13 protein-coding genes are annotated in these 12,779 nt (G+C 64.3%); 8 read left to right on the top strand and 5 right to left on the bottom strand.

The genetic code is table 11. The annotated features are described in order from the left end of the window. The 4 genes from Q0O40_RS05995 to Q0O40_RS05980 form a co-directional block, all read left to right on the top strand. Positions 1–396, top strand: a 396-nt coding sequence (locus Q0O40_RS05995; protein WP_295527460.1) for a toprim domain-containing protein, incomplete at its 5' end; no start/stop codon positions are given. Positions 397–461: 65 nt separating this feature from the next. Beyond that, complete coding sequence (gene def / locus Q0O40_RS05990) at positions 462–1,031, top strand: peptide deformylase (RefSeq protein ID WP_295527458.1); 570 nt, start codon at positions 462–464, stop codon at positions 1,029–1,031. Positions 1,032–1,128: 97 nt separating this feature from the next. Further along, complete coding sequence (rmuC, locus tag Q0O40_RS05985) at positions 1,129–2,601, top strand: DNA recombination protein RmuC (RefSeq protein ID WP_295527477.1); 1,473 nt, start codon at positions 1,129–1,131, stop codon at positions 2,599–2,601. A 229-nt stretch (positions 2,602–2,830) separates the two neighbouring features. After that, the gene (locus Q0O40_RS05980; protein ID WP_295527456.1) at positions 2,831–4,666 is read left to right on the top strand and encodes an EAL domain-containing protein; all 1,836 of its coding nucleotides are present in this window, start codon (positions 2,831–2,833) and stop codon (positions 4,664–4,666) included. Positions 4,667–4,673: 7 nt separating this feature from the next. Here the strand turns inward: Q0O40_RS05980 and Q0O40_RS05975 are convergent, their stop codons facing one another. Then, complete coding sequence (locus tag Q0O40_RS05975; RefSeq protein ID WP_295527453.1) at positions 4,674–5,720, bottom strand: DUF2332 domain-containing protein; 1,047 nt, start codon at positions 5,718–5,720, stop codon at positions 4,674–4,676. Positions 5,721–5,775: 55 nt separating this feature from the next. Here Q0O40_RS05975 and hisG point away from each other — a divergent pair, with 55 nt between their 5' ends. The 3 genes from hisG to nusB are packed head-to-tail and all read left to right on the top strand — an operon-like array spanning position 5,776 to position 8,185. Then, entirely contained in the window at positions 5,776–6,447 is a 672-nt protein-coding gene (gene hisG, locus Q0O40_RS05970; RefSeq protein WP_295527450.1) for an ATP phosphoribosyltransferase, read from the top strand. After that, a complete protein-coding gene (gene hisD / locus Q0O40_RS05965; protein ID WP_295527447.1) occupies positions 6,447–7,736 on the top strand; it encodes a histidinol dehydrogenase in 1,290 nt (429 codons plus the stop codon). The genes hisG and hisD overlap by 1 nt, the downstream gene beginning before the upstream one ends. Beyond that, positions 7,733–8,185, top strand: a complete 453-nt coding sequence (gene nusB / locus Q0O40_RS05960) for a transcription antitermination factor NusB (RefSeq protein ID WP_295527445.1) — start codon at positions 7,733–7,735, stop codon at positions 8,183–8,185. Before hisD ends, nusB begins: the two co-directional genes overlap by 4 nt. Here nusB and fghA read toward each other — a convergent pair. Together fghA and Q0O40_RS05950 are read right to left on the bottom strand one after the other, a co-directional pair. Then, positions 8,182–9,021 carry an S-formylglutathione hydrolase gene (fghA, locus tag Q0O40_RS05955; RefSeq protein WP_295527474.1) on the bottom strand — a complete coding sequence of 280 codons (840 nt, stop codon included), beginning with the start codon at positions 9,019–9,021 and terminating at the stop codon, positions 8,182–8,184. The genes nusB and fghA overlap by 4 nt on opposite strands. 30 nt (positions 9,022–9,051) lie before the next feature. After that, positions 9,052–9,426 carry a VOC family protein gene (locus Q0O40_RS05950; RefSeq protein ID WP_295527443.1) on the bottom strand — a complete coding sequence of 125 codons (375 nt, stop codon included), beginning with the start codon at positions 9,424–9,426 and terminating at the stop codon, positions 9,052–9,054. 284 nt (positions 9,427–9,710) lie between these two features. Between Q0O40_RS05950 and Q0O40_RS05945 the strand changes: the two genes are divergently transcribed. Continuing rightward, positions 9,711–10,958, top strand: a complete 1,248-nt coding sequence (locus Q0O40_RS05945) for a geranylgeranyl diphosphate reductase (RefSeq protein WP_295527471.1) — start codon at positions 9,711–9,713, stop codon at positions 10,956–10,958. 96 nt (positions 10,959–11,054) lie between these two features. Here the strand turns inward: Q0O40_RS05945 and Q0O40_RS05940 are convergent, their stop codons facing one another. Together Q0O40_RS05940 and motA are read right to left on the bottom strand one after the other, a co-directional pair. After that, positions 11,055–11,897, bottom strand: a complete 843-nt coding sequence (locus Q0O40_RS05940) for a flagellar motor protein MotB (protein WP_295527441.1) — start codon at positions 11,895–11,897, stop codon at positions 11,055–11,057. 3 nt (positions 11,898–11,900) lie between these two features. Beyond that, the gene (gene motA, locus Q0O40_RS05935) at positions 11,901–12,764 is read right to left on the bottom strand and encodes a flagellar motor stator protein MotA (protein WP_295527439.1); all 864 of its coding nucleotides are present in this window, start codon (positions 12,762–12,764) and stop codon (positions 11,901–11,903) included. Between the last annotated feature and the right edge of the window lie 15 nt (positions 12,765–12,779).

The following is a 12,779-nucleotide window of genomic DNA, read 5'->3' as shown; positions in this document are numbered from 1 at the left end:
TGCGGCATCTGCGCCGATCCGCGCCGCGATGCGCGCGCGATCTGCGTGGTAGAGGAAGTCGCGGACCTCTGGGCGCTCGACCGCGCACGGCTGTTTACGGGGCGCTACCATGTGCTGGGCGGGCGGATGTCCGCGCTCGAAGGCGTCCGCCCCGAAGACCTGACGATTGCCAGCCTGCTTGCGCGCGTTTCCGCAGGCGGGATCGACGAGGTGGTGCTGGCGATGAACGCTACGCTTGAGGGCCAGACGACCGCGCATTACATCGCCGAGCGGCTCGAAGGGCTGGCCGTGCGCGTCACCCAGCTTGCCCACGGCCTGCCAGTCGGCGGCGAGCTAGATTATCTGGATGAGGGCACGCTGGCGCAGGCGCTGCGCGCGCGGCGACCGGTGGGCTAAGACGCAGGCCGAGACGCGTTTCAGCAACGCTTGCGAAGCGCGTCTTTCCTTCCTATTTGCCCGCAATGGCTATTCGCGACATCATCGAAGTCCCCGATCTGCGGCTCAAGCAGATTTCCGCGCCCGTCACCGCATTCGATGCGGAATTGCGGGGCCTTGTAGCTGACATGTTCGAGACGATGTACGACGCGCCCGGCATTGGCCTTGCTGCGGTTCAGGTCGGCGTGCCGCTGCGCGTGCTGGTGATCGATCTTCAGCCCGAAGACATGGACGCCGAGCCCGAAGTCTGCACCGCGCACGGCGATCATCACCACACGCATCGCCCGGTGAAAAAAGAACCACGCGTGTTCATCAATCCCGAAATCCTCGAACCTTCCGCCGATCTCTCGGTCTATTCCGAAGGCTGCCTCTCGGTGCCCGAGATGTATGCCGATGTGGAGCGCCCGGCGCGAATCCGCGCCCGCTGGCAGGATCTGGATGGCAAAGTCCACGAGGAAGCGATGGAAGGCCTGATGGCCACCTGCCTCCAGCACGAGATGGACCACCTCGAAGGCATCCTGTTCATCGACCACCTTTCGCGGCTGAAGCGCGGGATGGTGCTCAAGAAGCTGGAAAAGCTGCGCAAGATGGCTTGATAGCGGGGGCGTTGCAGGTTAAGTTCATGGTTCGTTCTGAACTGGAGCAAGCGTGGAAGCCTCCTTTGTCCTCATATTCCTGATTGCCGCGCTGCTTATGGGCCTTGCGGCGGGCTGGTTCCTGGGCGGCAAGCCGGTGGCCGAATGGAAAACCCGGTTCGAAGCGCGCGATGCCGAGGCACGCGATCTTGACGAGAAGTTTCGCCGCGCGATCACCGAGCTTGCCGCCGCTTCGGTCAAGGCCGCGCAGCTCGATGCGGCGATTCAGCAGTCCGACGAAATCCGCGAAGAGCGCGATGGACTGGCGACGCAACTGGCATCGGCAAGCGAACGCGCGAGCGATGCCGACCGGATCAGAGCGGAACTTGTCGCCATCCGCACCGACCGCGACAATTTCCGCGCCGAACTTGTGGGTTTGAAGGCAGACGCAGCCAATTTCGACGAGCAGAAGCGGCTTTTGCTCGAAGCGCAGGAAGCGCTGCGCCGCGAGTTTGAAAACGCGGGCAGCAAGGTCCTAGAGAAAGCGCAGGAGGCCTTCCTCACTCGCGCCAGCGCGCGCTTCGAAGAAAGCGAAAAGAACAGCGCGGAGCGGCTGTCCGCCCTCCTTGCCCCGGTCGATCAACGGCTGAAAAGCTATGAGGAGCAGGTCGGCAAGCTTGAGAAAGACCGGGTTGAAGGCTTCGGCCAGCTCACCGGGCTGATCGAAGGCATGCGCAAGGGCCAGGAAGAAGTGCGCGCCGCCGCCGCGCAGCTGGGCAACAGCCTTCGCAATGGCCCCAAGACACGCGGCCGCTGGGGCGAATTGCAATTGCGCAATGTGCTCGAACAATGCGGCCTTGCTGAACACACCGATTTCGTCACCGAGCAATCGGTCGAGACCGACGAAGGCCGCCTGCGCCCCGATGCGATCGTGCGCGTGCCGGGGAACAAGCTGCTGGTGATCGACGCCAAGGTCTCGCTCAACGCCTATCAGGACGCGTTCGAGGCGCAGGACGACGACACTCGCAAGATCGCGCTGATCGCGCATGTCCAATCGATGCGGACGCACATCCAGACTTTGGGCGCCAAAAGCTATCAGAGCCAGTTTCCCGAGGCCCCTGATTATGTGCTGATGTTCGTGCCCGGCGAACACTTCATCGCGGCCGCGCTGGAGCAAGACCCCAAGCTGTGGGATTTTGCGTTCGAGCGACGCGTGCTGCTGGCCTCGCCCACCAACCTTGTCGCCATCGCGCGCACAATCGCGCAAGTGTGGCGGCAAGATGAATTGGCGCGAGAGGCGCGCGAGATCGGGCGCATGGGCGGCGAGCTTTATGAGCGGCTGGCGGTGAGCGCCGAGCATCTCAAACGGATGGGTTCAGGCCTCGACAGCGCGGTTTCGCACTACAACAAGTTCGTCGGCAGTTTCGAGCGCAATGTACTCTCGGCAGGCAAACGTCTGCGCGACAAGGGCATCGAAGTCGGCAAGCGCGAGATCGAGGATGTGCCGCTGATCGAGACCCAGCCGCGCCATGCCGAGCGCGGCCTTTTGCCGCTGACGGAACCCGAGGAATTGATCCCCGATCAGGCCTGAAAAAATCTTCCTCCAGCCCTCCAGCAGAGCCCTTAACTTGACAACGTATTAACCCAACCACGGTTAAGCGGGTCCGATGGCGACTAGTCCAACTCTTGCTGGCCCGGCTGAGCGTGCATTGCGTCACTTGCGCCGCCTGCCGGCTGTGGCGCGCCGGATTTCGCGATACTGGCAGCCGCGCGCAGGCGAGTCCTACATTCGGGCTTATGCGACAAATATCTCGCACCGGTTGCCGCTGCTTTACTTGGTGGTCATCTTCAATATCGGCTCGTTGGCCCTGCGCTTTAGCGGCAAAGCGCCGCTCGCGCTGCTTGCAGTCGCGCCAGTGCTCATCGGCTATGCCGCTATCCGGGCGGTCCATTGGCTGCCAGCGCGGACAGCGCGTCGCCCTGTGGCGATGCAGCGCGCCGATCTGCGCAAGTTAGGGCAGCGGGCAGGCATTTCCGGGGTGGCCTTTGTCGCGTGGGCGCTTTCGCTCTATCCCTATGGGGATGCCAATGCGGCCGGGCTGATCCAGGTCGTGCTCGCGATCACGATGGTATCGGGTATCTTGGGCATCGCGCATTCTCCTCCAGCCGCACTGCGTCTGGCAGCCGCCTACACGATCCCCGCCAGCGTGTTTTTCCTCGCTATCGGGCATCCCGGCGCGATCTATGTTGCAATGATCCAATTGTTCGGGGTCGCCATGCTGCTTTGGATCACGCACGGCCAGCATCGCGATTTTGTCAGGCTCGAACTTTCCCGCCAGATGCTGGCGCGGCGGGAGCGGCAGACGGCGCGACTGGCCAGCGCAAACCATCGGCGCGCCACGATCGATCATGTCACCGGGGGAATGAACCGACGGGCCATTCTGGCCCGGCTGGAGGAAGAGCTGGTGCGCGATGCGGGGCCGCGGCCTTGGCTCGCGCTGGTCGATCTCGATGGCTTCAAGCACATTAACGATACGTATGGCCATGCCGCTGGCGATCATGTGCTGCGCACCGTCGGCGCGCGAATCGGCGCCATCGCGGGCGTTATCGCGCAAGGACGGCTGGGCGGCGATGAGTTCGCCATCCTGCTGGACTCCGCGATGACTGCCGATGCGGCCAGCGCCGCTGGGCGGCAGATCGCCGCCGCCATTCGCGAACCGATCAGCCACAATGGGGCCAATCTGCGGCTGTGCGGCGCGATCGGCCTGCATCTTGCCGGAGAATCCAGCGTCTCGGGTTGCCTCGAACGCGCCGATACCGCGCTCTACCGGGCCAAGGAGCAGGGCGATGGCGCGCTCGTGCGCTTTGAACAGGGCGACGAGGCGCTGCTCCAGCACCGGATCGCGATGACCCGGGCGTTCAACGATTGCACGCTCGAAGACCAGATCAAGCTGCTCTACCAACCCATGCACAATTGCCTGACAGGGCAGGTGCTTGGCTTTGAAGCCTTCGCCCGCTGGTCGCCCGATGGCCACGAATGGCAAAGCCCAGGCACGTTCATGGCGATGGCGGAAGCGACCGGCCGCACTGGCGATCTCACCAGGATGGTGCTCGCGCGGGCGCTGGCTGAATGCCGCCCGTGGGAGACCGGGCTCGACGTATCGATCAACCTTGCGCCGCGCGATATGGTGCGCGAAGGCACGGTCGACGCGATCATGCAGATCGTCGAAGCCGCCGGGGCCAGCCCTGCTTCGATCATCCTCGAAGTGACCGAGCGGGCGTTGCAGGTAAACCCCAAGCGGGCCAAGGCGCAGCTGCATGCCCTGCGCGAGCGCGGCTTTCGCATCGCGCTTGATGATTTCGGGGCCGGCTGGTCCAGCCTCAATCAGTTGCGCGATCTGCCGCTCGATCTGATCAAGCTCGATCACACGTTGGCCGCCGCGCTGGTCAGCGATCCGGGCGCACGCGCGGTCACCGGCATGCTGGTCGCGTTGTCGTGGCAATTGGGCATCGCCTGCTCGATCGAGGGGGTCGAAACCGCAGACCAGGCAGAGACCGCGCGCGGCCTCGGCATCCATTTAATGCAAGGCTACCACTTCGGCCATCCCGAACCCGCCCCTGCCGCGTTTGCGGCGATGGGCCGCGCGGTGGCGTGACGCTGCTTTAATCGCCCAACCATTCGACCCACGCACCGTGCGCGTGGGCCGTCCCCAGCAATATCGGCTCGCCGTCCCCCGGCCAATGGCGCACGGTCAGCTCGTGGCGGAATGTCGCGCGGTTGGTCTCCAGCATGATCCACGCCAGCCGCCGCTGCGCATCGGCGCGCGCACCCGCCTCTGCCATCGCGGCCTCGATCCGGGCGCGCGTTGGCGCCGGCAGATATTGCCACACGATCGAATGATAAAGGACGCGGGTAGTATCGGCCTCCTGCGGCAGACACAGCCGCATCTCGGCCCAATCGGCCGCATCGCAACCATCGACCAGCGGCGGCTTCGCCCGCGCCAGCGCGGCGGCGGCATCGATCCGCGCCAGCCGCTCGGTCACTTCGGCCCAGACATAGCTTTTCAGCCTCAGCGCCGCCGCCGGATCGGCGAGGTTAACCGGCGCGCGGTCGCAGCCTTGAATGCCGATGATCTCCACCCGCGAAGCTTTGGGCGCCTGCCCGCGCCATTCGGGCACGATCCGCATGGGCGAGTCCTCCGGTCCCACGGTGGTTCCGCCCAGATCATAGCGATAGCGCTCGATCATGGTGTTGACCCCCGCGCTCGCGCCCAGTTCGTTCATGTCGAACCGTGCGCCTAAGCGCGGCGCGAGCCACAGCAGCGCCGCCATGATGCTCGCAGAGCGGCCCGCCTCGTTGGTCTGCGGCGGGCCATCCAGCCAGGGCAGCAGCGCCGCGTCATGGTCGCGGGTCATGGCCATGACCAATGCGTCGATCGCAGCCTGTTCGGTCAATTCCCCGCGATAGACCGGCTCTAGCCGCCGGTCCGCGCCGCTCAGCAGCAAATGATGAAAACCGCCTGCAAGGCGCAGCGGCAACGCATCCTCCAGCGGCTTGCCCGGCCAGTTCGCAAGTCTTTGCCCCACCGCTGTCTTGCCATCGAGCAGCCCCAGCTGCGCGCGGATCGCTCGCCCGGTGCACGGCGCGCCATTGTTCGCGGCATGATCTGCTTGCCACGCAATCGCCCGCGCCACTTCGCCGATTTCCATCAATGCTTCCACAAGGTTGCCCTTTCCGGCCCTTTGACATAGGGGCTGCGGAGCCATGACTGCTCCTGCTCCCCTCATCTTCGCGCTGCCCAAAGGCCGCCTGCTGGACGAAGCCCTGCCGCTACTCAGCCAGGCAGGCGTTGTGCCCGACGCCGACTTTTTCGACAAGGGATCGCGCGCGCTCAGCTTTGCCACCAGCCGCGATGATGTGAAGATCATCCGCGTGCGCGCGTTCGATGTCGCCACCTTCGTGGCGCACGGCGCGGCGCAAGTGGGCATCGTCGGTTCGGATGTGATCGATGAGTTCGACTATGCCGATCTTTATGCGCCGGTCGATCTCGATATCGGGCATTGCCGTCTCTCGGTGGCAGAGCCCGCGTCGGCGCTGGAGAGCGGGGCCAATGTGGGCGAGAGCCATGCGCGTGTCGCCACGAAGTATCCCAGCCTGACTCGCCGCCATTTCGAACGGCTGGGCGTGCAGGCCGAAGTGGTCAAGCTCAATGGCGCGATGGAGCTCGCGCCGTCGCTGGGCCTTGCCAGCCGGATTGTCGATCTGGTCTCCACCGGGCGCACGCTGAAGGAGAATGGTCTGGTCGAGACCAGCCGGATCATGCCGGTTTCGGCGCGCCTGATCGTCAATCGCGCCGCGCTGAAGACCGACAGCGCCCGGCTTGGCGCGCTGATCGATGCGTTTCGCGATCTGGTCGCGCGGCGGAAAGCAGCCTGATGCAGCGGCTCAAGTCCAACCAGCCCGATTTTGCCCGAGCGTTTGCCCGCATCGTCAAGGATCGGCGCGAGAGCGACGAGAACGTGACGCGCGATGTGCAGGTGATCATCGAGGATGTGCGCCTGCGCGGCGATGCAGCGCTGGCCGAATATACCGCCAAGTTTGATCAGCACAGCCCAGCCGACGATGCCTGGCGGGTCGATCCGGAAGCATGCCGCGATGCTTACGAGGATCTTGCCCCCGATCTGCGCGCCGCGCTCGAGCTGGCGGCGCAGCGCATCCGCACCTGGCACGCGGCGCAGTTGCCGCAGGACCGCGAAATCACCGACGAGGCCGGGCTGCGGCTTGGCGCGCGGTGGCGCGCGGTCGATGGCGCGGGGCTCTATGTGCCGGGCGGGCGCGCGGCCTATCCCTCTTCGCTGCTGATGAATGCGATCCCGGCCAAAGTGGCGGGGGTCGAACGGCTGGTCGTTGTCACCCCCGCGCCCAAGGGGGTGATCAATCCGCTGGTGCTCGCCGCCGCGCATCTCGCCGGGGTCGACGAGGTCTGGAAAGTGGGCGGCGCGCAGGCTGTCGCCGCGCTGGCTTATGGCACGCAGCGCATTCGCGCCGTTGATGTGATCACCGGTCCGGGCAATGCCTGGGTCGCCGAGGCCAAGCGTCAGCTGTTTGGCGTGGTGGGAATCGACATGGTCGCCGGGCCTTCGGAGATCCTCGTGATCGCCGATGGGCAGAACGATCCGCAATGGATTGCCGCCGATCTACTCAGCCAGGCCGAGCATGATCCCGCAGCGCAGGCCATCCTGATCACCGACGATGCCACATTCGCCGATCAAGTGGCGGATATGATCGGGGTGGAGCTAGCCATGCTGCCCACCGCGCGCGTCGCCAAGGCCAGTTGGGACGAATACGGCGTGATCATCGTGGTGGATTCGCTGGAGGAAGCACCGGCGCTGGCCAATGCGCTGGCGGCCGAACATGTCGAGATCGCCACCGCCGATCCCGAAGCGCTGTTTGCAAAGATCCGTCACGCCGGATCGGTATTCCTCGGGCGGATGACCCCGGAGGCGATAGGCGACTACGTGGCGGGGCCGAACCATGTTTTGCCCACCGGGCGGCGCGCACGGTTTTCCTCCGGGCTCTCGGTGCTCGATTTCATGAAGCGCACCAGCTTCATCGCGGCGAGCGAAGCAGCGGTGGCGGCCATCGGCCCCGCCGCCATTGCGCTGGCCGATGCCGAAGGCCTTGCCGCGCATGCGCGCTCGATCGAATTGAGACTGGGCATATGAGCCGGACCACGTCTGCCGCGCGCTCTGCCGCGCGCCTTGCCGCAGTGCAGGCGCTTTATCAGTTCGAGATGGAGGCCACGGCGATGAACGGCCTGCTCGATGAATTTCATCAGCACCGGCTGGGACGTGAGATCGAAGACGATCAGTACATCGATGCCGACGTGGTGTTTTTCGATGATGTAGTGCGCGGCACTGCCGCACGGCGCGACGAGATCGATGCGTTGCTGTCGGCCAATCTTGCTGCTGGCTGGTCGATCGCGCGGCTCGATCGCACGATGCTGCAAATCCTGCGCGCCGGGGCTTATGAATTGCTGGCGCGCAAGGATATCAGCGTGGGCACCGTGATCAGCGAATACCTCGATGTGGCGCACGCTTTTTTCGATGCGCGCGAAACCAAGTTCGTCAACGGCCTGCTCGATGCCGTGGCGCGGGACGTTCGCAAACCTTAAAGCCGCTCGGCGTGCCAGCGGATGTGGTCTTCCATGAAGGTCGAGATGAAGTTGTAGCTGTGGTCGTAGCCGGGCTGCAGACGCAGCGTGAGCGCAATCCCTGCGCCTTCGCACGCCGCCGCCAGCAATTCGGGCCGCAATTGCTCCACCAGAAAATTGTCTGCGTCCCCCTGATCGACCAGCACATCGCCCGCCGGGCGCTTGCCGTCCTCGATCAAGGCGACCGCATCGTGCGCGCGCCATGCCGCCGGATCGGGCCCGAGATAGCCGGCCAGCGCCTTGTGGCCCCATGGCACCTGCCCCGGCGCGACAATCGGCGCAAAGGCGGAGAGCGATTTGAATTTTTCAGGATAGGTAAGGCCCAGCGTGAGCGCGCCGTGGCCGCCCATCGAATGCCCGGTAATCCCCATGCGCGCCGGATCGGCTGGAAAATTGGCCGCGATCAGCGCGGGCAATTCTTCGGAGATGTAATCCCACATCCGGTAATGCGCCGCAAACGGCGCTTGCGTGGCGTTCACATAAAACCCAGCGCCAAGCCCGAAATCATAGGCACCGGCGGCATCATCGGCCACATCCGGCCCGCGCGGGCTGGTATCCGGCGCGACGAAAATCAGGCCAAGCTCGGCGCAAATCCGGCGATATTCGCCCTTGTCGGTAACATTCGCGTGCGTGCAGGTGAGCCCCGAAAGGTAAAACAACACCGGCAGCTTGGCGCCGTCGACCGCATGGGGGGGCAGGAAGACCGAAAAGGTCATCTCTGTCCCTGTTGCCGCGGAGGTGTGGCGGTAAACGCCCAATGTGCCGCCGTGCGCCTTGGCGGCCGAAACGGTTTCCATGGTCATTTGCCCGCCACTCCTGCTTTGGTCTCAGCTACCGATGACGTTCAGCGCGCACAGCTTGTTGCCGTCCGGATCGCGCAGATAGGCGAGATAGTAAGGGCTGCCTTCACGCGGACCTGGGGGATCTTCGCAAGGAACGCCGCCGTTTGCAGCGCCTGCTGCATACCAGGCATCGGCCTGATCCGGTGTCATGGCAAAGCCGATGGTGCCGCCATTCGCGGCGCATGCCGGTTCGCCGTTGATCGGCACCGAGAGGATGAAGATGCCGCCATTGTGCGGATAGACCAGCCGGCCGGCAGGATCGACAAAGCCTTCAGGACCACCAAACGTGGCGAAGGTGGCATCATAAAACGCCTTGGACCGGGCGATATCATTGCTGCCGAGCATAACGTGCGAAAACATGCGCTCTCCTGTTGTTTGGGTATGGTTGTTGTCAGGCCCGTTTGCCCGCTCAGACCCCTTCCGGTCAAGTGCGACAGCCTCCGGCATTGGCGGATTTGTCGGCGCATTGGCAGTTGATTGCCCGCACCCGGCCATTGGCGGCTGTAAGCGCGCGTTTGAACGTGTTTTCCCCCAAGGGCCATGCTGTTTTTGCTGGCGGCGCGCCTCGCTTTCAGGTTGAATGACTGTACAAAAAATTGGACACTGATTTTGGCGGGTTGACCAATAACAGCAAGGGCAGCGGCATGACCGAGATGTTCGACATGGTAGTGGTAGGCGGCGGCCCATCGGGCGCGACAGCCGCAAATGATCTGGCGCTGGCCGGGCACAGAGTGATGCTGCTGGACCGGATGGGCCGCGTCAAGCCGTGCGGTGGCGCTGTGCCGCCGCGCCTGCTGAAAGACTTCGACGTGCCGGTCGATCTGTTATGTGCCAAAGCCAACAGCGCCCGGATGATCAGCCCGGCGGGGCGCGAAGTGGACATGCCGGTGGGCGAAGGCGGCTGGGTCGGCATGGTCGATCGCGACGAGTTCGATGAATGGCTGCGCGCCCGGGCGGCGACAAATGGCGCCGATCGCCGCGACGGCAGCTTCGAAGGAATGGAGCGCGAGCCGGATGGTACCGCCGTCGTGCTCTATCACCCCAAAGGCGCCGAGCGCGGTTCGGAGCCGGTGCGGGTGCACACGAAAATGCTGATCGGCTGCGATGGCTGCAATTCAGCCGTGGCGCGCGCGGCGCTGCCGGATGAAAAACTGCCCTTCGTTGCCGCCTATCACGAGATAGTGGAAAGCCCGCCCGAAGGTTTTGGCGGCTTTGTCGGCAATCGCTGCGATGTTTTTTACCAAGGCAAGCACAGCCCGGATTTTTATTCATGGGTATTCCCGCACGGTTCGAAAACCAGCATCGGCACCGGCAGCGCCGTGCAGGGCTTTGAGCTGCGCAAGGCCATTACGGCGCTGCGCGCCGAGCTGGGCCTGACCGAGGACAAGTGCAAGACTGTGCGCGTCGAGGGTGCGCCGATTCCGCTGCGTCCGCGCAAGAAGTGGGACAACGGCAAGGATGTCGTGGTGGCAGGCGACGCTGCCGGCTGCGTGGCCCCGGCCAGCGGCGAAGGCATTTTCTATGCCATGACCGCCGGGCGCGAAGTCGCCAAGGCTGCCTCCGAAGCGCTGGTCAGCGGCGATGCGTCAAAGCTTCGGCTGGCGCGCAAGCGCTTCATGAAGGCGCACGGCATGGTGTTCCGTGTGCTCGGCATCATGCAATGGTGGTGGTATCGCAGCGACAAGATGCGCGAGAAATTCGTCAAGCTGTGCATGGACAAGGATATCCAGCAACTTACGTGGGAGGCCTATATGAACAAGGAACTGGTGCGCAAAAAGCCGCTGGCCCATGTGAAGATCTTCCTGAAAGACACGGCGGAATTGTTGACAGGTCTGATCTCTGGCGGCGGTACGCGCGAAAGCAAAAGTGCCGGCAAACGAGGCCAGCTCTGATCGGCCGCCAGACGAACCGCGCCGGGAACCCCGGGCGGGTGGAATGATAGCTGTCGGTGCTGCCTGCAACCAGTCACTAAGGCTCAGGCTTCAGGTTCAATCCATCAGCAGGATCGACATGCGCCGGTTGCGCGCATCGGCCGGGTTGGCGACGATCAGCGGCTCCTTGTCGGCCACGCCCTCGATCCGGCGAAAGCGCCCCTCGCCCACCGCGCTGCGCATCAGCGCCTGCCGCGTGGCTTCGGCGCGGCCCGCCGAGAGCGACCAGTTGTTCACCGCGTCTCCGGGTTTCCATTGCAGCGAATCGGTATGGCCGCGCACGGTGATGCCGCCTGCATCGGGGCCGATTGCCTGACCGATCGCGGAAAGCAGCTGCACCGCATCGGGGGTAAGGATCGTGGTGCCCAGCCGGAACATCGAGAAGTTGGCATCATCGACCAGATCCAGCCGAATGCCTTCGGGGGTCATCTGCATGCGCACTTGCGGTGCCAATTTGCGCAAAGCGGCGCTGGCGGCCAGCTTTTGCTTCAGCCGCTGCGCAATCGTCGCGGTCCGCTTGGCCTTCGACCCGCCGTCTTTCGGGCCGCCGGTGGCATCGCGCGGCACGGTCAGCGTCTTGGTGCCGGTCTGCCCGGCGCGGAACTGATACTTATCGGCGTCGGTCAAGGATGATCCGCCGAGCAAGCCATAAGATCCCGCGCTGCCCTGCCGGGTCTTGACCAAAGTCGGCGTGAAATAATCCGCGATGCCCTTGCGCTGCTTCTCGGTGGTGGCGCCCAGCAGCCACATCAGCAGGAAAAAGGCCATCATCGCGGTCACGAAGTCGGCATAGGCCACTTTCCATGCGCCGCCATGATGGCCGCCGGCCACCACCGTGATCTTCTTTACGATGATCGGCGGCAGCGGACCATTTTTGCCTTTGGCGGGCGCCTTTGCCATGGTTTAGCGCCCGCGCAGCGCGTCGAGCAGTTCCGACAGGCCGGGGCGAAACGCGTGGCCCAATCCCGAGCGAGCGCTTTCCACCACCAGCGGTTGCGGCCAGCCGTGCAAGCTGGCGATGATCACCTGCTTGACCGCCTGAAAGATCATCTCATCTTCGTCGAGCACTTGCTTGAGCCGCCCGGCCAGCGGCGCAACGATGCCATAGGCGAGCAGCACGCCCATGAACGTGCCGACCAGCGCCGAACCGATCATCGCGCCGAGCACCGAAGGCGGCTTGTCGATCGAGCCCATTGTCTTGACCACGCCCAGCACCGCCGCGACGATGCCCAGCGCAGGGAGCGCGTCGGCCAGATTCTGCAGCGCATGTTGCGGCTCGGTGGATTCGTGGAAATGCGTTTTCATGGCATGATCCATCACGTCTTCCACCGCGTGCACTTCGAGCGTGCCCGAGGAAACCACGATCAGGGTCAGCGTGTCGCAGATCAGCCCGATCAGCGTGCCATGCGCCAGCAGGCGGGGAAACTCGGCAAAGATCGGCGAATTCTTGGGGTCCGTCACATGGCTTTCGAGCGCCACCGGCCCATCGCTGCGCAGGATCTTCATGAGCCGGGTGCACAGCACGATCGCGTCGACATGATCCTGCTTGTTGTGCCGCGGCCCCTTGAACACTTTCAAGAAGCCGCCGCCCAGCGCTTTGAGCCCATGCAGCGAATTGCCCGCGACCACCGCGCCGAGCGCCGCGCCGCCGATGATCAGCATTTCGTGCGGAATGGCTTCCATCACCGGGCCCAGCGCGCCGCCGGTTAGCGCGAACCCGCCGAACACCATCACCAGAAGAATAACAATACCAATGCCTGCGTACATGGCGCGGTGGTCCTA

Source organism: Novosphingobium sp. Chol11 (assembly GCF_945870625.1).
Taxonomy (GTDB): Bacteria; Pseudomonadota; Alphaproteobacteria; order Sphingomonadales; family Sphingomonadaceae; genus Novosphingobium.
The sequence above is the reverse complement of the archived record's forward strand: the minus strand, read 5'-3'. Positions and strand labels throughout refer to the sequence as shown.